Here is an 18788-nt window from a genome sequence, read left to right on the forward strand (position 1 = left end):
CGGGAGGCCGAGCTGGCAGGGGCGGGCCTGATCGCCGCCCCGGTGGAGGCGTTGGCGGAGCGGCTGGAGCTGCTGCGGGCCCTGGCCGCGCTGCCCTTGCCGGTGGTGCTGGCAGGCCAGGCGGGCTGGGACCCGCAGTGGTCGGACCGTACGCCCCTGCTGGTGGAGATCGAGCGGCTGGGGGCCGCGGCCCGGGCGGCTCTCTGGCGGAAGGTGTTGGGGGACGGGAGCAGGGGTGACGCCGTGGCGGCCTTCGTCCTCACCCCCGAGCAGATGCGGCGCGCGGCGTCGACGGCACGGCAACAGGCGGTCCTGGCGGGCGGCCCGGTGGGCGAGGCGGAACTGCTCCACGGGGCGCGGGCGCAGAACACCTCCGGCCTGGAGCGGCTGGCCCGCCGGATCCAGCCGGCGGTGGGCTGGGACGACCTCGTACTCCCGCCGGGCGTACTGGGCCAGCTGCGGGAGCTGGCAGCGCGTGCCACGCACCGGGACCGGGTGCTGGGGGACTGGGCGATGCGGCCGGGCGGCGGGCGCGGACGCGGGGTGATGGCGCTCTTCGCCGGGGACTCGGGCACCGGCAAGACGATGTCTGCCGAGGTCATCGCCGGGGCACTGGGACTGGACCTGTACACGGTCGATCTGGCGACGGTCGTGGACAAGTACGTGGGCGAGACGGAGAAGAACCTGGAACGGATCTTCACGGAGGCGGCGGGCGTCAACGGGGTGCTCCTCTTCGACGAGGCGGACGCGGTCTTCGGCAAGCGCTCCGAGGTGAAAGACGCGCATGACCGCTACGCCAACGTGGAGAGCGCGTATCTGCTGCAGCGGATGGAAACCTTCGACGGGCTGGCGGTACTGGCGACGAACCTGCGGGCGAACCTGGACGAGGCGTTCACGCGCCGCCTGGACCTGGTGGTGGACTTCCCGCTGCCGGACGCGGAGCAGCGAGAGGCGCTGTGGGATCGCTGTCTGGGCACGGCGCTCCCACGAGCGGGCGACATTGACCTGGCCTTCTGCGCAAGGGCGTTCGAGCTGGCGGGTGGCGACATCCGCTCGGCGGCGGTCACGGCCGCCTACCTGGCGGCAGAGGCGGAGCGTCCGGTCTCGATGGCGGATCTGGTGGCGGCGGTGGCGAGGGAGTACCGGAAGCTGGGCCGGCTGTGCCTGGAGAGTGAGTTCGGGCCGTATGTGGGCCTTGTGCGGTAGCCGTCGGCCGGTGCCGTCTGCCCGAAGGGGCAGTCGGCCCTGCCCCCAGGGGGCACCGGGGGCCTCTACCCGAGGGGCGCCGCACAGCGGATGGTGGCAGGTGAGCCAGGCGAACCGAGCCCTCACAGCGGCACCCGGGTCAGGGGGAGAGATGCACGGACAGGAACACGGCCACGAGCACGACGCGGAGTGCGTGGCCGGTCCGCGGCCCAAGGCCGAGCAGGACAACGCGGGCGCTCCCGATGCCCTGCTGCTCAAGGCGGCGGCCGGCGGGCGGGCCGATGTGCTCGGCCCCGGCGGGATGCTGCGGCTGCAACGGGCTCTCGGAAACAGCGGTGTCGGGGCGGCGGTGCAGCGCTCCTCCGTTCACGACGTGGTGAACTCGGGTGGCGGCCGGCCGCTCGACGCCGAGGTCCGCGCCGACATGGAGGCCCGGCTGGGGCACGACTTCGGCGACGTACGGGTGCACACGGACTCCGCCGCGCATGAATCGGCGAAGTCCGTCAACGCCCATGCATACACGGCCGGTTCGCATGTCGTGTTCCAGCGGGACGCCTATGATCCCGGCTCCCACCAGGGCCGTACCACCCTGGCGCACGAGCTGACGCATGTCGTACAGCAGCGGTCGGGTCCGGTGGACGGCACCGAGACCGCCGGCGGCATCAAGGTCAGCGATCCGTCCGACCGGTTCGAGCGGGAGGCCGTGGCCAACGCCGAACGGGCCATGGCCGCCCCCGCTCCCGTGGCTCCCGCAGCCCCCGTGCAGCGGGAGGCCGAAGAGGGCCAGGAGGCTTCCGTGCAGGGCATGTTCGTGCAGCGCGCGGCGGCCGAGGAGGCCGAAGAGGACGAGGCCCCGGCGGAGTAGGGGTGAAGGCCACAGCGGACCGGGCCCCCGGGGATGAGCCCGCACGGGAGACAAAGGCGCCGCTGCGCCGGGCTCCGGACGGCGGCCCGGGCGCGGCCACCCGGCCTCGGCCACTGGACCCACGAGCCGTCCAACGGCTGCAGGCCCGTGCGGGAAACGCTGCCGTGGCCCGCCTCGTGGCGAAGCCGAACGCCGCACCCGTACAGCGGCTGGACTCCGGCTCCGCGCTGCCGGTGGCCCCCACAGGCCTGACACCGGAGACGGACCCGCGCTTCCAGAAGGTCGCCGGTGACATCCGGGTCAAGAAGAACGCCCTGGCGGCCCATCCGAGTACCTCTTCCCAGGTGAAGGCCGCGAAGGACGCGGCGAAGCCGCCCGGGGACGACAAGGAGGCGCAGGCCAAGGCAGCGCAGGCCGGGGAGATGGGCGCGGCGAAGCCCGGCACGTTCGACAAGGAGGCCTTCATCGCGGCCGTCTCCGCCGCGATCGCGGCGAAGGCGCCCAAGACCCTGGACGAGGCCGACAAGTTTACCCAGTCGGGCAAGACGGACGAGATCAAGTCCCAGGTCTCCGGCCAGGTGAAGGCGGGCAAGGAGGGCTCGGCCAAGGACATCACCGAGAAGACCGCCAAGGCTCCCGACGAGTCGAAGGCCGTCGAGAAGCCGGTCACCCCGCTGCCGGGACAGCCCGCGCCGCCCACCCTCGCGCCCCCGGACCCCAAGGCGGCCGCGGTGGCGAAGGCCCCGCCCGAGCAGACCGACCTGGGTACGGGGCCCAAGGAGACCGACGGCATGATGGCGGAGGCCAAGGTCACCCCGGAGCAACTGGCGCACTCCAACGAGCCGCAGTTCAAGGAGGCGCTGGACGCGAAGAAGGCGTCCGACGAGCATGCGGCTACGGCACCCGAGCAGTTCCGGGCGAACGAGGCCGTCCGTGTCGCCGCAGAGCAGGGCGGCGCGGCCGCAGCGGGCCCGGCGGGCATCCAGGCAATGAAGACGGCGAAGGCGGGTGCCGCGCAGCAGGTCGCGGCCGGCCAGGGCGCCGCGCAGTCCAAGGAGGAGCAGGAGCGGGCGCGCGTCGCGGCGGAGATCAGGGGGATCTTCGACACGACGAAGAAGGAGGTCGAGGGCATCCTCGGCGCCCTCGACACCGAGGTCGAGACGGCGTTCGACAACGGGCAGAAGGCGGCGAAGGCGGCCTTCGACACCGACCACCAGACCAAGATGAAGGCCTGGAAGGACGAGCGCTACTCGGGCATCACGGGGGCGGCCCGCTGGCTCGCCGACGCGGTGCTGGACCCGCCGCCGCGCGCCAACCAGATCTTCGCCGAGGCGCGACTGGTCTACGAGCGCGAGATGCGGGCGGTCATCTCGAACATCGCGGACCTGATCGGCAAGCGGCTGGCCGACGCGTCGAACGCGATCGCGCGAGGCAAGCAGAAGATCGCCGAAAAGGTCGCCGAACAGCCCAAGAATCTGCAGCAGTTCGCGCAGCAGGCGGCGAACGACATCGGCGGGGAGTTCGAGCAGCTCGAGTCGTCGGTCTCGGAGAAGTCCCAGAGCCTGGTGCAGGACCTGGCGGACAAGTACGTCGCGGCGCGGGGCGACCTCGACGAGGAGATCAAGAAGCTTCAGGAGGAGAACAAGGGCCTGCTGAGCAAGGCGAAGGACGCGATCGCGGAGACCGCCGCGACCGTCCTGAAGCTCAAGGACATGCTCCTCGGCGTCCTGGCCCGGGCCGCCGGCGCGATCGACAAGATCATCTCCAACCCGATCGGCTTCCTCGGCAACCTCGTCAACGCGGTCAAGGCGGGCGTTACGGGCTTCGCCGCGCGGATCGGTGAACACCTCAAGAGCGGCCTCAAGCAGTGGCTGTTCGGCCAGCTCTCGGCGGGCGGCATCGAGATCCCGGAAACCTTCGACGCCAAGGGCATCATCAAGCTGATCCTCTCCATCCTCGGCCTGACCTGGGCGAACATCCGCGCCCGCATCGTGGCCCGGATCGGCGAGCGTGCGATGGGGGCCCTGGAGACCGGCTTCGAGATGGTCAAGGTCCTGGTGACGGAGGGCGTCGGCGGCCTCTGGAAGTGGATCGTCGACAAGCTGTCCGACCTCAAGGACACGGTCGTCGGCGCGATCAAGGACTTCGTGACCGAGAAGATCGTCACGGCGGGCATCACCTGGATCGTCTCCCTGCTGAACCCGGCGTCGGCGTTCGTGCGGGCCTGCAAGGCGATCTACGACGTGGTGATGTTCTTCGTGAACCGCGCGGCGCAGATCAAGAGCTTCGTCGACTCCGTCCTCGACTCCATCGAAGGCATCGCCCGGGGCGGTGGCGGAGGCGTCCCGGCCCTGATCGAGCAGAGCCTGGCGAAGGCGGTCCCGGTGGTCCTGGACTTCCTGGCCAGCCTGCTGGGCCTGGGCGGCATCTCGGCGAAGATCAAGGAGATCCTGCAGAAGGTCCAGGCGCCGGTGATGAAGGCGGTCGACTGGGTCATCGACAAGATCGTCAACGCGGGGAAGAAGGTCCTGTCCAAGCTGCGAGGAACGAAGGGGGAAGAGGACAACCGGACGCCCGAGCAGAAGGCGGCCGCGGTCCAGGGTGCCAAGGCTGCGGCGTTTGGGGAGCTGAAGAGACAAGGCGCGACCCCAGGGTCGGTGCGCACGGCTCTTCCCGCCATCAAGACGCATTACAAGCTGACCGCAATCGACCTCGTCGAATTGCCAGGTGGCTCGTACAAGGTCCATGTGAAGGTCAACCCGGAGGACGACACGGACCCGGCGAAGCTCGCAGGCGGGGTCATTCCTGACAAGCGCTTCCTCCCGCCGCACATGCTTCAGAACAAGCGCGTGAGGACCCGGCTGTACGTATCAGGCGGTGCCTGGCAGAGCGTGCAGAAGCAGGTGAATGCTGCTGCGGTCGACCACTTCATGCCGCTGGTCGACCTGATTGCTCATGGCTTCCTCAGCCGGACTGAGGCCCATGAGGAAATCGGTCGGAACATTGCGGCCGGGCTGCTGCCTACCTCGGCACTTGAGGCTTATGAGAAGCGGCAGTTCACGTCGAAATGGCTGAGCAAGGTCCAGTACCACGTTGATCACGACGAGTCGATCGCCGAGCACTGGGTGACCAAGGGCGGCAACAACGTTGGAGACGACGAGCGACGCAGCCACGCAACCAACGTGACCAATCTCAAGTGGGTGACGAAGGAGTACAACCTGTCGAAGGGGTCGAAGGGCGCGGGCGGCAAGACGTACAACTACGTCGACATGCGCTGGGTCGGGACGGGCTTCAGCAGCTCTCATGAGAGCAGCGACAAGAAGTCCATCGACGGCAAGCCTTACCGCGACGAGCACGGCGAAGAGCTGAAGTAGAGGTGCCCGAAGGGGCACCCCGGGATTCCCCCAGGGCCGTACGACAGGTCATGACCTTGAAGGGCCACGCGGCGCACGCTTGGGGCGACCGTTACGTTCCAGGGGAGGGCCAGGATGCCGTCGTACCTGTCACCAGGCGTCTACGTCGAAGAGGTCGAGGCCGGCTCGCGCCCGATCGAAGGCGTCGGGACCGCCGTGGCCGCCTTCGTCGGGCTGGCGGCCGAGGGGCCGTACAATACGCCGACCCTGGTGACGAACTGGAGCCAGTTCACCTCCACCTTCGGGGACTTCCTGGAGGGGTCGTACCTGGCCCATGCCGTCTACGCCTACTTCCTCAACGGGGGCGGGACCTGTTACGTCGTACGGATCGGCGGGGACGCCGCGCCTGCCGCCCAGGAGTCGCGGCCCGCGGCCGCTGCCGGGAAGCGGGGGAAGACCGGGGCGCTGCCCGCGGGGCCGCGCAGTGCGCTCGGCGGGTTCCAGGTCGCCGCCCTGGAGGGGACGGGCGAGGGGATCGCTGTCGAGGTGTCGGACGCCAAGGGGGAGTCGCCGGGCGAGGACGCCTTCACGCTGAACGTGAAGCGCGGGGACCGGGTCGAGGAGGCCTGGGAGGTCTCCGCCAAGCGGAGCCAGCGCAACTACGTGGTGACGGTGGTACGGGACAAGTCGCGGCTGATCACCGTGGAGGACGCCGGTCCCGCGCAGGCGCTGGCCCGGCCCGAGAACCAGACGGTGGGTCTCGCCCCGGCGCCCGCGCCCGCCGCTCCGGCCGCCGTTCCGGCGGTCCTCAGCCCGTCCGACTACGTCGGCAGCGCCGACGAACGGACCGGGTTCGGCGGGCTGGAGACCATCGACGAGATCACGATGCTGGCCGTGCCGGACCTGATGAGCGCCCACCAGCAGGGCGCGCTGGATGCCGAGGGGGTCAAGGCCGTCCAGCTGGCGATGATCGCCCACTGCGAGCTGATGGGGAATCGCGTCGCGATCGTCGACCCGCTGCCTGATCTCTCGCCGCAGCGGGTCAAGGACTGGCGGATGACGGGCGCCGGATACGACTCCAAGTACGCCGCCCTGTACTACCCCTGGGTCAAGGTGGCCGACCCCACGGCCCCGAACCAGACGAAGTTCGTCCCGCCGAGCGGGGCCATGGCGGGCGTATGGGCCAGGAACGACGAGAGCCGCGGCGTGCACAAGGCGCCCGCGAACGAGGTCGTGCGGGGAGCCGTGGACCTGGCGGTCCATCTGACCAAGGCCGAGCAGGATCTGCTCAATCCGATCGGCGTGAACTGCATCCGCAGCTTCCCGGGACGCGGAGTCCGGGTGTGGGGCGCACGGACCCTGTCGTCCGACCCGGCCTGGCGCTACCTCAACGTCCGGCGGCTGTTCAACTACATCGAGGAGTCGATCCTCATCGGCACCCAGTGGGTGGTCTTCGAACCGAACGACGACGCCCTGTGGGCCCGTATCCGGCGGACCATCTCGGCCTTTCTGGTCAACGAGTGGCGCAGGGGCGCCCTGTTCGGGCTGACGCCCGACGAGGCCTTCTACGTGAAGTGCGACCGCGAGACGAACCCGGCCGAGGGGATCGACGCCGGTCAGGTGGTCTGCGAGATCGGGATCGCGCCCGTGAAGCCGGCCGAGTTCGTGATCTTCCGGCTGGCCCAGTTCTCGGGCGGCACCAGCCTCGTCAACGAGTAGAGCAGCCAAGCAGAGCATGAGCAGGTAAGGGGCGGATGGCATGGCACTGCCGGACATGGACACCTCGGTCGGTCACTCCTTCGGGCTGGAGATCGACGGGGTCGTCATCAAGCAGATCAACGAGGTGACGGGCCTGAAGATGGAGCAGGACGTCATCGAGCTGAAGCAGAACACGGCTGACGGCAAGTACGTCATCAAGAAGCTGCCGGGTCGGCCGAAGGCGGGCGAGGTCACGCTGACGCGCGGTCTGACCGCGGACAACAACTTCGAAAAATGGATCAAGGACGCCCGGTTCGGGAAGATGGGCACAGCCCGCAAGGGCGGCGCGATCATCGTCTTCGACTACGAAGGCCAGGCGATCAAGCGCTACACCCTGGTGAACGCCTGGCCCAAGAGCCTGGAGATCAGCTCGCTGAAGGCGGGCGACACCAGTGTCCTGACCGAGAAGCTCGTCATCACGTACGAGCAGATGGACGTGGCGTGATCGCCTGATGCGACGGAAGATTACGCCGACGGCCGCCGCCGGGGAGAAGGCCGAGGCGGGGGCCGAAACGGTCGAGGCGGTCGAGGCGGTCCAGGCCCCGGCTGGGGGCGGAGCCGACTCGATGCGGACCGAGTTCACCTTCGAACTGCCCCGCGGATACGTCGACGAGGCAGGGCGGGTGCACCGCAGCGGGGTGATGCGGCTCGCCACCGCGCGCGACGAGCTCGTACCGCTTCGGGACGACAGGGTGCGCGAGAACCCTGCGTATCTGTCGGTGGTGCTGCTGGGGCGGGTGGTGGAGCGGATCGGCTCGGTGACGGACATCCACGCGGGTGTCATCGAGGACTTGTTCGCCTCGGATCTGGCGTTCCTGCAGGACTTCTACCGGCGGATCAACGCCGAGGGGCACACCCGGGCGCAGGTGACATGCCCGTCGTGTGACACGGCCTTCGCGGTCGACCTTGCGGGTGGTGGGCGCCTGGGGGAATCGTGACGTACGCGACGGAGCAGCTGTACGACGAAGTCGCGTACATCGCCTACCACTTCCACTGGCCGATGGACGTGATCCTCGACCTGGAACACCTTGAGCGGCGCCGGTACGTCGACCAGATCGCCCGGCTGAACCGGCTGGCCGGGGGGCGGTGATCGGTGGTGTTCGACGCGCTGCGGAGCTGGTTCCGGGGAAGCGCACATGCGCCCCCGGCCGGCCCGGGGCCGGACACGGCGCCGACCGCCGTGCCGCCTCGCGAGGCCGATGGCGGCTGGCGTGAACTGCCGGTGCAGCGGATGACGTTCGGGGCACCGGACCTGGTGAGCGACCCGAAGGGATTCGGCGACTCGCTGGCCTCCTGGCGCAATCCGTCGCTGCAGCGCCGACTGGGGCATGCGGTGAGCGCGGATGCGCCGGCGGGGGTCGTCGGTGGAGTGCTGGAGCCGCGTCAACGCCCTGCGTCCGTGCAGAGATGGGAGTCGTCGGGGGCGGGAGAGGTGCCGCCGCATCGGCGGCCGGTGGGGCAGGCGGCCGACGACGAGGTGGTTGCGGCCACCCGGCCGGTCGAGTCGGACCGGCCGGTTCCGTCGGTCGACGAGGCCCTTCCTGGGAGCGTCACGGAGGCGGTCGCCCCCGTAACACCGTTGGCTCCTGTGGTGGTTCCGCTCGCGCCGCAGCAGTCGCTGACTGTGGCCCGGGCGGTGGAGCTGCCGCTGCGGTCGCTTCCGGTCAGGTCATTGCCGGCGGTTCCCACCCCGACGGCGCCGCGCGAGGCGGTGCCGGTACAGCGGTTGGACGGGGGACCGCAGCCCGACCTGGGACCTGACCTGGGACCCGACCCGGGACCCGAGGCGGTGGCGGCTTCCGCGGACCTCGAGCAACCCCTGGTGGGGGAACGGTCGGTCTTCGCGGCCGGGCCCGCAGACACGTTCGCTCCGGTCGCGCCTGTTGCGGTGCAGCGGGCGCAGGACGTGGCCCCTCCCGGGGGAGAGGAGCGTTCGTTGACGGCGGAGTATCCCGTCCTGCCGGTCATCGCCCCAGCTCTCCCGGGCGCCCCGGGGAACGGGCAGCACCGGCACGTCTCGCACGTCCCGGAGGGGCCCTCGGTGGAGCCGGAACGGGCTCCGGCTCCTGTGCAGCATGTGCAGAGGGTGGCTGACGACCCACTGCGTGACCCCCCGCGCGAGGAGCGGCCGAGCATGCCCTCGCCTCCCATGGATCCGCTGGATCCGCCGGATGCGAGACCTGATCCTCAGCCGGAGCTCCAGACGGTCGAGGAGGCCGCTGCCGATCCGGTGGTGGAGACGGAGGAGCGGCCCCTGATCGGGGAGCAGCCCATGACCTCCGTGGACGCACGGCCCCCGGCGGCCCCCGAAGCCTCGGAGCCGTCGGTACCTCCGGCGCCCGCGCCGCTGTCCCCGCACCGGCCGATGGAGCGGCACGTCCGCCACGAGGGGCCCGCGGTACAGCGCTTGAGGGAGGAGCTCCCGGCCACGGTTGCCGAACCGCCGGCGGAGCGCCCGTTGGTGGGGGAGCAGCCGCTCAGCCCTGCGGGCGCTCCATCACCAGGGACGCCGGAGCACGCTCCGGCCCCCCGGGTCGGACTGGGGGTCCCGCTGCCGTCCGTGCCGGGACCCGCGCCCGTACAGCGACAGGAGCTGCAGCCTCCTGTCCCACCGGGCGCCGCCCCCGCGCCCCGGCGGCTGGGCCTCGGGGCTCCGCTGCCCGCCGTACCCGCGCCCGCGCCCGTACCCGTATCGGCTCCGCCTCCGGCACTCGAGTCGGCGGTGCCCGTGTCTGCCCCACCGGAGGCCCTGCCAGCGGCCGCGCAGGAACCGACCGCGGTACCCGTTCCCGTTCAGCGCCAGGAGGAGCCGCTGACCGTCGTACGGGCCACCCCGCTTCAGCGGGCCGTGGAGGAGCTGCCCCTGGTTCCGGAGCCGGGGCCGGAGACCGTGGCCGGGCTCGTGGGGGAGCGCGGACTTGAGCTGCAGTCCGCACCCGTGCCCGGGCCTGACACCGAGGTCCCGAGCCCGGAACCACCGCCCGCGGCCGTGCCGGTGAGCTGGGTACCCTCGCCCGCCGCTCCCGCACCCGTGCAGCGATCCGTGCGGGCGGAGCCGGGAGTGCCGAGGCCCGTCGGGACGACGGCCGCACCGTCTGTGGCCGTACCCCCCACTGCCGCGCCGCTGCCCTGGGCACCGCCGCCCCTGCCCGTTCAGCGATCCGCGGCGCCCGATTCGCCCGCGTCCGTGCCCTGGGGGCTCGGACCCGTACCGGTGTCCGTGCCGTGGGAGCTCGGGCCCGTACCCCCGTCCGTGCCTCTGCAGCGCGTCCCGCTGCCCGAACCACCGCCCGCGTCGCCCGCGGCCGTGCCGGTGTCATGGGCACCCGCGCCCGCTCCCGTACAGCGAGCACCCGAGCCGGCACCGGCACCGCCAACGGAACCGGCGTCGGCACCTGAGCCGCCCCCACCGCCACAACCACCCCCTGCCCAGGCAGGGCAACAGGCCGCCGCCCCGGCCGCCCCCGCCGCTCCCGGCGGCGGTGAGTCCACCGACGAGCTCGTCCGGCGGCTCGTCGGGCCCCTCAGCCGACTGCTCCGCGCCGAGCTGCGGCTCGACCGGGAGCGGGCCGGCGTACGACTCGACCCCCGTCACTGACTCGACCCCCGCCACTGAACGTCACCGAAAGTCCTGAAGGGAAGCCATGGCTCAGAACCAGCAGCCGGACCCGGCCGTGAGCGTGTGCTTCACGGTCGAGATCGACAACATCAACCTGGGGGCGTTCAACAGCTGTGAAGGCCTCGGCTGCGAAGTGGTCATGGAGCAACGCGAGGAAGGCGGCAACAACGGCTACGTCTGGCAGCTGCCGTCCCGGATCAAGTACTCCAACATCAAGCTGAGCCGGCCCGTCACCAAGGACACCGAAAAGGTCACCGCCTGGCTGTCCGGCATGATCAACGGCGCTGCCCGGAAGACCGCGCACATCAGCGCGATGACCGTCGAGGGCACGGTCGTGGCGCGCTGGAGCCTGATGGACGTGGTCCCCGTGCGCTGGACCGGGCCGTCCCTCAGCCCGGAGAACGTCAAGGTGGCCACCGAGACCCTGGAGATCGCCCACCACGGCTTTCTCCACGCGGGGAGTTGAGGCACATGGCCGGCCAACCTGTCGCGTTCATCGCCTCCGCGGCCCCGCCCGGACCCGCCGATCCGAAGGGGAGCAGCGGCTCCCGTCCCAAGCTCGAACGGGCCTATCTGGAGTTGCGCCAGCCCCCGGCCGACGGCGGGACGACGACCCCCGGCCCGCGCATGGGACAGATCGACTTCCAGTTCAACCCGAAGGAACTCACCCTCGCCAAGACCGCCAAGTGGGAGCGGAAGACCGCCAAGGGCGCCAAGAAGGCCGGGCCCGCGGAGTTCAAGGGCGCGGGGCCGTCCAAGCTCACCCTGGAGATGTTCTTCGACGCCACCGGCAAGCAGGACGACAGCGTGGTGTCGGCCGTCGAGTCGCTGCTGTCCTGCTGTGTGCCCACCGACCAGACCCACCAGAAGCAGCAGGGCGTGCCGCCGTGGGTGATCTTCCACTGGGGCGGGCTCACCGGTTTCGTCGGGTACGTCAGCCAAGTGCAGGCCAAGTACACCCTGTTCACGCCCGGCGGCCTGCCCATCCGGGCCACCTGCCAGGTGACCCTGGAGGAGATCAGCGGGCCCGTGCCGGGCCAGAACCCCACCTCGGGCGCGCTGGCCGCCCGCCGGGTGCACCGGGTGGTCTCCGGGGACACGCTCGCGCTGCTGGCCTGGCGGGAGTACGGAGATTCGGCCGCCTGGCGCGACATCGCCGAGGCCAACGGCATCGACGACCCGATGCGCCTGGCGCCCGGGACGGAGCTGCTGCTGCCCGCCGCCGAGGAGATCGGGGCCCCGCATGGCCGGTGAGAGCTTCGCCAACACCCTCGCCGTCGAGGTGAACGGACAGCCGCTGCCCGCGCCCGTCGCCGAACTGATCGTCTCCGCCTACGTCGACGACTCCACCCAGCTGCCCGATCTGTTCGTCGTGCGTTTCCGCGACCCCCACCACCTGGTGCTGCCCAAGACCGGCATCACCATCGGCACGCCGATGAAGCTGTACGCGCGCGCCGGGGACGATCCCCAGCGCCAGCTCCTGGTGTCGGGCGAGGTCACGGCCGTCGAGATCGACCTCGACGCCACCGGCACCTTCACCGTGGTCCGCGGGCTCGACCACGCGCACCGGTTCTTCCGGGGCCGCCGCGTCGCCGGGTACCGGCAGATGACCGCCTCCGACATCGCCGTGCAGGTGGCCAAGCGGGCCGGGCTGCCCATCGGCGGGGTCGACTCCACGACCACGGTGTACGAGCACCTGGCCCAGCCGGGCATCACCGATTGGGAGTTCCTGCACCGGCTGGCGGACCTCGCGGGTGCCGAAGTCGCCGTCGTCGACGGGAAGTTCACCTTCCGGGATCCGGCGAGGGCCGAGACGGCGCCCGCCACCTCCACCCGGCCGCAGGCCAGCCCCTACGTGCTCGAGTTCGGGCGGAACCTGCTGCGCTGCCATGCCGCGGTCACCGCCAGCGACCAGGTCCAGCAGGTCGAGGTGCGCGGCTGGGACGTGCAGGCCAAGGCCGCCGTTGTCGGCCGGGCTCCCGCCGACCGCAGCGAACGGCTCCAGCTCGGGCTCACCCCGGGCCAGGCCGCCGACCCCTTCGGCAAGGCCGTCTTCCTGGCCACGGACACCCCGTACGGCACGCAGGCCGAGGCCGACCAGGCCGCCAAGGCGCTCGCCGCCGACCTCGCCGCCTCGTTCGCGGAGCTCGACGCGGTCGCCATGGGGATTCCGCAGCTGCGCGCCGGGACGGCGGTCACCCTCGCCAACGTCGGGGCGCCCTTCGAGGGGAAGTACACGATCTCCGGCAGCCGGCACGTCTTCGACCCCGACAGCGGCTACCAGACGTGGATCACGGTCGGCGGCCGCTCCAACCGCTCGCTGTACGGGCTCGCCTCGGGCGGGGGCGGCGGACTCCCCCAGGACCGCATCGGCGGGCTCGTCAACGCGACGGTGACCGACACCCGGGACCCCGAGGGCCGGGGCCGTGTGAAGCTGGCCTTCCCCTGGCTGGACGGGGAGTACGTCAGCGACTGGGCCAGGACCGCGGACCTCGGCGGCAAGGGCGGCGGAGGCATCTTCGGTCCGGAGGTCGGCGACGAAGTGCTGGTCGGCTTCGAACAGGGCCGGGTGGACCATCCCTATGTCCTCGGCGGGCTCTACAACGGCCAGGACAAGCCGTCCGAGCACGACTGCGCGCTCGTCGACTCAACGAGCGGGGCCACCAACCGCCGTTCCCTGGTGACCCGTTCCGGCAACCGGCTGGAGCTGCTGGACGCCGCGAACGGGCCCAAGGGCGTACGCCTGGCGACCGGCGACGGCAAACTCACCCTGCACCTCGACCAGAAGGCCACCTCCGTCACCGTGCACAGCGACGGCAAGGTCGAGATCACCGCCAAGGAGAAGGTCACCGTCAAGGCCGAGCAGGGCATCAGCATGGACGCCGGCACCGGAAAGCTCGAACTGTCCGGTCAGTCCGTCCAGGTCAAGGCCCAGACCGGGGTCGACGTCGACGGCGGCGCGGGCGCGGTGAAGCTGCAGACCAACGGCCAGGTCGAGGTCAAGGGCACCACCGTCGGGGTCGACGGGAAGGCGAGCACCGAGATCAAGGGCGGTGCCAGCTGCTCGATCAGCGCCACCCTCGTCCGCATCAACTAGCCGCATCAACGAGCCGTATCAACGAACCGCATCAACGAACCGCATCAACAAACTGATCAACCAGCCTGAGGAGTCATACGAGATGCCGCCTGCCGCACGCGTCGGTGACCCCACCGGGCACCCGGGGGTGATCGGGCCGCCCGGGGTGCCCACCGTGCTCATCGCGGGGATGCCCGCGGCCGTCGTCTCGACCCCCCACATCTGCTCGTTCCCGCCCCCGGCCGTGCACCCTCCGTCCGCGATCGCCCCGCCCGGCTGCCCCACCGTTCTCATCGGCGGCATGCCGGCCGCGCGCGTGGGCGACCTGGCCGCGTGCGGGGCGCCGATCGTCATGGGCGCGGTCACCGTGCTGATCGGGGGCTGAGGGCGGTGGGAGAGCAGTTCATCGGCTCCGGCTGGGCCTTTCCGGTACGGACCGACGCGACCGGGGCCGTGGCCCTGGTCGGCGGGGACCGGGAGATCGAGGAGAGCATGCGACTGATCCTCGGCACCGCGCCCGGCGAGCGGCCCATGCGCCCGGAGTTCGGGTGCGCGATCCACGACCACGTCTTCGCGCCCGCCGACGCGGCCACCGCCGCACACCTCGCGTACGAGGTGCGGCTGTCGCTGGAGCGCTGGGAGCCGCGGATCGATCTGGTCGACGTCAACGTCACCTTCGACGCGCAGGACGAGGGCACCCTCTACATCGACATCCGGTACGCGCCCCGGGGCACGAACGACCCCCGGAACCTGGTGTTTCCGTTCTATGTGATTCCCGCACACGAGAACGGCTCCGCGGAGGCAGGTGACCGGTGAGCCTGCCCGAACCCAATCTCGACGACCGTCGCTTCCAGGACCTCGTCGACGAGGCCAAGCGGATGGTGCAGCAGCGCTGCCCCGAGTGGAGCGACCACAACGTCTCCGACCCGGGCGTCACGCTGATCGAGGCCTTCGCGCACATGACCGATCAGCTGATCTACCGGCTGAACCGGGTCCCGGACAAGAACCACCTGGCGTTCCTCGACCTGATCGGGCTCACCCTGCACCCGCCCACGGCCGCTCGCACCGACGTCACCTTCTGGCTGTCGGCGCCGCAGGACCAGACCGTGCAGGTGCGGGAGGGGACCGAAGTCGCCACGCACCGCACCGAGACCGAGGAGGCGGTGGTCTTCTCGACGGTCCGGGAACTGGTCGTCGTCCCCGTGGAGTTGACCGCCCTCGCCGTCGTCACCGGAGAACCGGGCTCCGTGGCCGCCGACCAAGGGCCCGAGCTGGCCGGAGGCCACGGAGTGCCCTGCTTCTCCGCCGTGCCGCGCCCCGGCGACGCCGTGCTCTTCGGCCTCTCTCGGGCCGCGCCCTCCTGCGTGGTGGCGCTGCGGCTGGACTTCCCGGTGGCCGGTCACGGCATCGACCCCGAACACCCGCCGCTGGCCTGGGAGGCATGGACGGCCGAGGGCTGGACCCCCTGCGAGGTCGACCGCGACGGCACGGGCGGCTTCAACCGGCCGGGCGACGTACTGGTCCAGCTGCCCGCCGGGCACCTGGCCTCCGTGGAGGCCCGGCAGCGGGCAGGCTGGCTGCGGTGCGTGGTGCAGGCCCCCGTCGAGGGGCAGCGTACGTACTCGGCGACCCCGGAGCTGCTGTCCGCCGAGGCGTTCACCATCGGCGGGACCGCCCCGGCCGTGCACGCCGAGCGGGCCGGCGAGGAAATCCTCGGGGTTTCCGAAGGCGTGCCCGCCCAGACGTTCACGCTGGACCGGGCTCCCGTGGTGGCTGGCGGCCCGCCGTTCGTCGTGGAGACCGCGGCCCCCGGAGGTGATTGGACGGAGTGGACCGAGGTCGAGCACTTCGGCGAATCCGGCCCCCTGGACCGGCACATACGACTGGACCGAAGCACCGGTGAGGTGGGCTTCGGCCCGGCGGTACGGCAGGCCGACGGCACCCTCCGCCACTACGGGGCCGTTCCCGCCAAGGGCGTCCCGGTGCGGGTCCGTTCGTATCTCGCAGGCGGCGGACGGCGTGGCAACGTGGCACGCCGCGCCCTCGCCGTGCTGCGCAGCTCGATCCCGTACATCGCACGGGTGGAGAACCGGCGGGCGGCGAGCGGCGGGGTCGACGGCGAGGACGTGGCGAACGCCCGGCTGCGCGGTGCGTCGGCGCTGCGCACCCGGGAGCGGGCCGTGACGGCCGACGACTACGAGTACCTGACCAGGCAGACGGCCCCCGAGATCGCCCGGGTCCGGTGCGTGGACGCGGGCGCGGGCGGGGTACGGGTGCTGCTGGTCCCGGCCGCCGAGGACGACGGCGAAGGACGCCTGGAGTTCGGGCAGATGGCCTGCCCGGAGCAGCTCCTGGCCCGGGTCGCGGCGTATCTGGACGCGCGGCGCATGCTGGGCGCACGGCTGGTCGTCGAGCCGCCGTACTACCAGGGCGTGACGGTGGTCGCGGTGCTCCAGGCGGCGGCCGGCGTCCCGGCCGCCCGGGTGCAGCGGGCCGCGCTCGCAGCCCTGTACCAGCGTCTGAACCCGCTCACCGGCGGGCCGGACGGGAACGGCTGGCCGTTCGGGCGGGCCGTGCACAGCGGGGAGGTCTTCGCGGTGCTCCAGCAGGTCGCCGGGGTGGAGGCGGTGGAGAGCGTACGGCTGTTCCCTGCGGACCTTCAGACCCGCCGGCGCGGCGAACCGGCGGAGCGGATCACGCTTGACGCGGGCTCGCTGGTCTTCAGCTACGACCACCAGGTGCGGGTGGTGTGACACGAGTGGAGGTGACCGGTGGTGACTGAGCGCCGGATCGTGCCGGGGCTGCGGACCAGGCATCCGCTGGGAGCCCAGTTGCCGGGCGTGTACGCGGACGACGACCTCGTCCAGCGGCTCACGGATGCCCTCGACGAGGTCCTGGCGCCCGTGCTGGGCGTGCTCGACAGCCTTCCCGCGTACTTCGACCCGCGCCTGGCCCCCGACGACTTCCTGGCGCTGCTCGCGGCCTGGGTGGGCGCGGAGGGCGAGGTGCGCGGAGCGGTGCCCGGGCACGCCACCCGGGGCACCGCGAAGGGACTCGCGGAGCAGATCCGCCAGGTCTTCGGGGTCACCCCGGAGATCGAGGACAGCGGCGGCACGGTGTGGTCGGCCACCGCGCTGACCCCGCTCCCGGGTGCGCCGCAGCCGCACCTGACCGTGCGGCTGCGGGTCCCCGACGCGGAGTCGGTGGACGAGGCGGCCGTGTCGGCACTCGTGGCCCGCAACCGGCCGGTGCACCTGCCGTTCACCGTCGAGGTGGTCGCGGAGCCGTAGCGGGGCGTACGCCCTGCGCGCCGTCGCCCGGCCCGCGGCCCCGAATGACCAGGGGCGCACGGAACGCCCAGGGAAGCACGCATGTTGCACGCCCAAGCCCATATGGGGTAATCAGTTACTCCGCCGGTGCGGAGAGTGAGCACCATCCTTGACCTCCTGTCGGGGGAGGAGGCCTTTATGCACGAAACGGTGTGCGAGCGGCTGGTGCCGGGACTCGCTCGGGGGACGGCACCGCTGACGCTGCTCGTCGCTCCCGCCGGGTACGGCAAGACCACCCTGCTCACGCGGACCGCGGACGCCTTCCCCGGGAAGGTGCTCCACTGGCGGCCGTGCCGTGACACCCTCGGGGTGCCTTCGCTGCTCGCCAGTCTGGGAAGGCAGTTGGAGCTGCCCGACCCGGTGTCCGTGGAGTCCGTCCTGCTGGCGGTCGAGCACCGCGCGGATCCGGTCCTGCTGCTCGTCGACGGGGTCCACCACGTGCACGGCAGCCCTGCCGAGGCATTGCTGGAGGAACTGGCCGTGCTGGCGCCGCGGAACCTGCGGCTGATCCTGGCCGGCCGTCGGATGCCCGCCCTGAACCTCACCCGGCTGGAACTGGCCGACACCGCCGTGCTGCGCGCGCGTGAACTGCGGCTGGGCGAAAGCGAGATCGCCTCCGTCTTCCCGGACGCCCCGGAGGTCACGCGGGAGCTCGCCGAGCTCACCCAGGGCTGGCCCGGTGTGCTCAGCCTCAGCAGGCCGGCGGTGCTCGCGGGCCGCGACCCGCTGGAGTCCGCCGCCCTGCGCACCTATCTGGACCGGGAAGTGCTGGAGGCGTTACCGCCCCGGCTCGTGCGTGTGATGGAACGGGGACCCGATGACCCCGGCGGCCACGACGGGGCCGACGCGCCGGAACTCGCCGAGGAGTACGGCCTGGAGACCGACGTGCCGCTGCTGCGGGCGCACCTGGCCCGGCGCTGCGCACGACCGGACCGGCACACGGGCACCGCGCACCACTCCGGTGCGGAGACGTCCCCGTCGCTGTTCCTGCGCTGCTTCCAACGGTACGAGGCCACACTGGCGGGTCGTCCGCTGGACTGGAGCCGCACCCGGCCGCGCGTACGGGCGCTGGCCCGGCTGCTGTCCGTCCACGCGGGGCGGCCCGTCCACCGGGAGGAGCTGATGGCCGCCCTGTGGCCGGAGAGCCCGTCCCATACGGCCGGACGCGGACTGCAGGTCGCGGTCTCGGCACTGCGGACCGTCCTGGAACCGGGCACCGGACGGGGGAGGGCCCAGCTGCTGGTGCGGTCGGGCGAGGCGTACATGCTGGTGCTGGACCCCGGGGGCAGCTGCGACGTACAGGCCTTCGACGCCGCGGCCGGGGAGGGCCTGCGGGCGGCCGCGCGCGGGGACGCGGACCGGGCGGCGGGGGCGTTGGGGCGGGCCCTGCGGCTCTACACCGGGGAGTTGCTGCCGGAGGACGGCCCGGCCGAGTGGGTGGTGCCGATCCGTGAGCGGTACCGCAACCAGGCGGTGCGGGCGGCCCACGCGCTGGCCGAGGTGGAACTCGGCCGGAACCGGGCGGCGGCAGGTCCCCGGCAACGTCGTAGCCGGGCTGTGCCGACTGGCCGGGGACCTGGTG

At 71.7% G+C, this 18788-nt stretch carries 16 protein-coding genes; all 16 read left to right on the top strand.

Going from position 1 to position 18788, the window contains the following annotated elements:
• Positions 1-1206: ATP-binding protein (locus tag ACWCXB_RS35510; protein WP_450728458.1), on the top strand; the 1206-nt coding region annotated here is incomplete at its 5' end.
• A gap of 151 nt (positions 1207-1357) precedes the next feature.
• A complete protein-coding gene (locus ACWCXB_RS35515) occupies positions 1358-2071 on the top strand; it encodes an eCIS core domain-containing protein (RefSeq protein ID WP_450728460.1) in 714 nt (237 codons plus the stop codon).
• A gap of 164 nt (positions 2072-2235) precedes the next feature.
• Entirely contained in the window at positions 2236-5445 is a 3210-nt protein-coding gene (locus ACWCXB_RS35520) for a phage tail protein (RefSeq protein WP_450728462.1), read from the top strand.
• A 114-nt stretch (positions 5446-5559) separates the two neighbouring features.
• Entirely contained in the window at positions 5560-7143 is a 1584-nt protein-coding gene (locus tag ACWCXB_RS35525) for a phage tail sheath family protein (RefSeq protein ID WP_450728464.1), read from the top strand.
• 40 nt (positions 7144-7183) lie between these two features.
• The gene (locus ACWCXB_RS35530; RefSeq protein WP_100110404.1) at positions 7184-7627 is read left to right on the top strand and encodes a phage tail protein; all 444 of its coding nucleotides are present in this window, start codon (positions 7184-7186) and stop codon (positions 7625-7627) included.
• A gap of 7 nt (positions 7628-7634) precedes the next feature.
• A complete protein-coding gene (locus ACWCXB_RS35535; RefSeq protein WP_450728466.1) occupies positions 7635-8120 on the top strand; it encodes a hypothetical protein in 486 nt (161 codons plus the stop codon).
• Entirely contained in the window at positions 8117-8272 is a 156-nt protein-coding gene (locus ACWCXB_RS35540; protein ID WP_450728468.1) for a DUF6760 family protein, read from the top strand. Before ACWCXB_RS35535 ends, ACWCXB_RS35540 begins: the two co-directional genes overlap by 4 nt.
• 6 nt (positions 8273-8278) lie before the next feature.
• Positions 8279-10780, top strand: a complete 2502-nt coding sequence (locus ACWCXB_RS35545) for a hypothetical protein (protein WP_450728470.1) — start codon at positions 8279-8281, stop codon at positions 10778-10780.
• 46 nt (positions 10781-10826) lie between these two features.
• Positions 10827-11267, top strand: coding sequence for a phage tail protein (locus tag ACWCXB_RS35550; RefSeq protein WP_450728472.1), 441 nt, complete (start codon positions 10827-10829; stop codon positions 11265-11267).
• A gap of 5 nt (positions 11268-11272) precedes the next feature.
• Positions 11273-12055: a CIS tube protein gene (locus ACWCXB_RS35555; RefSeq protein WP_450728474.1), complete on the top strand. Its 783-nt coding sequence runs from the start codon at positions 11273-11275 to the stop codon at positions 12053-12055.
• Positions 12045-13898 (top strand): VgrG-related protein, encoded by a 1854-nt coding sequence (locus tag ACWCXB_RS35560; protein WP_450728476.1) that lies wholly within the window; start codon positions 12045-12047, stop codon positions 13896-13898. Before ACWCXB_RS35555 ends, ACWCXB_RS35560 begins: the two co-directional genes overlap by 11 nt.
• 82 nt (positions 13899-13980) lie before the next feature.
• Positions 13981-14262 carry a PAAR domain-containing protein gene (locus ACWCXB_RS35565; protein ID WP_189881482.1) on the top strand — a complete coding sequence of 94 codons (282 nt, stop codon included), beginning with the start codon at positions 13981-13983 and terminating at the stop codon, positions 14260-14262.
• A gap of 5 nt (positions 14263-14267) precedes the next feature.
• Positions 14268-14693, top strand: coding sequence for a GPW/gp25 family protein (locus tag ACWCXB_RS35570; RefSeq protein ID WP_328395478.1), 426 nt, complete (start codon positions 14268-14270; stop codon positions 14691-14693).
• The gene (locus ACWCXB_RS35575) at positions 14690-16630 is read left to right on the top strand and encodes a putative baseplate assembly protein (RefSeq protein WP_450728478.1); all 1941 of its coding nucleotides are present in this window, start codon (positions 14690-14692) and stop codon (positions 16628-16630) included. Before ACWCXB_RS35570 ends, ACWCXB_RS35575 begins: the two co-directional genes overlap by 4 nt.
• Before the next feature lie 21 nt (positions 16631-16651).
• Entirely contained in the window at positions 16652-17167 is a 516-nt protein-coding gene (locus ACWCXB_RS35580; protein WP_450728480.1) for a phage tail protein, read from the top strand.
• 177 nt (positions 17168-17344) lie between these two features.
• Positions 17345-18788, top strand: a 1444-nt coding sequence (locus ACWCXB_RS35585) for a BTAD domain-containing putative transcriptional regulator (RefSeq protein WP_450728482.1), incomplete at its 3' end; no start/stop codon positions are given.

The organism is Streptomyces sp. NPDC001514, assembly GCF_053597075.1.

Excerpts from the sequence above, each read along its gene's own strand:
- ACWCXB_RS35550 (WP_450728472.1), top strand. The coding sequence starts at position 10,827 with ATGGCTCAGAACCAGCAGCCGGACCCGGCCGTGAGCGTGTGCTTCACG.
- ACWCXB_RS35535 (WP_450728466.1), top strand. The coding sequence starts at position 7,635 with ATGCGACGGAAGATTACGCCGACGGCCGCCGCCGGGGAGAAGGCCGAG.
- ACWCXB_RS35525 (WP_450728464.1), top strand. The coding sequence starts at position 5,560 with ATGCCGTCGTACCTGTCACCAGGCGTCTACGTCGAAGAGGTCGAGGCC.
- ACWCXB_RS35515 (WP_450728460.1), top strand. The coding sequence starts at position 1,358 with ATGCACGGACAGGAACACGGCCACGAGCACGACGCGGAGTGCGTGGCC.
- ACWCXB_RS35560 (WP_450728476.1), top strand. The coding sequence starts at position 12,045 with ATGGCCGGTGAGAGCTTCGCCAACACCCTCGCCGTCGAGGTGAACGGA.
- ACWCXB_RS35530 (WP_100110404.1), top strand. The coding sequence starts at position 7,184 with ATGGCACTGCCGGACATGGACACCTCGGTCGGTCACTCCTTCGGGCTG.
- ACWCXB_RS35565 (WP_189881482.1), top strand. The coding sequence starts at position 13,981 with ATGCCGCCTGCCGCACGCGTCGGTGACCCCACCGGGCACCCGGGGGTG.
- ACWCXB_RS35555 (WP_450728474.1), top strand. The coding sequence starts at position 11,273 with ATGGCCGGCCAACCTGTCGCGTTCATCGCCTCCGCGGCCCCGCCCGGA.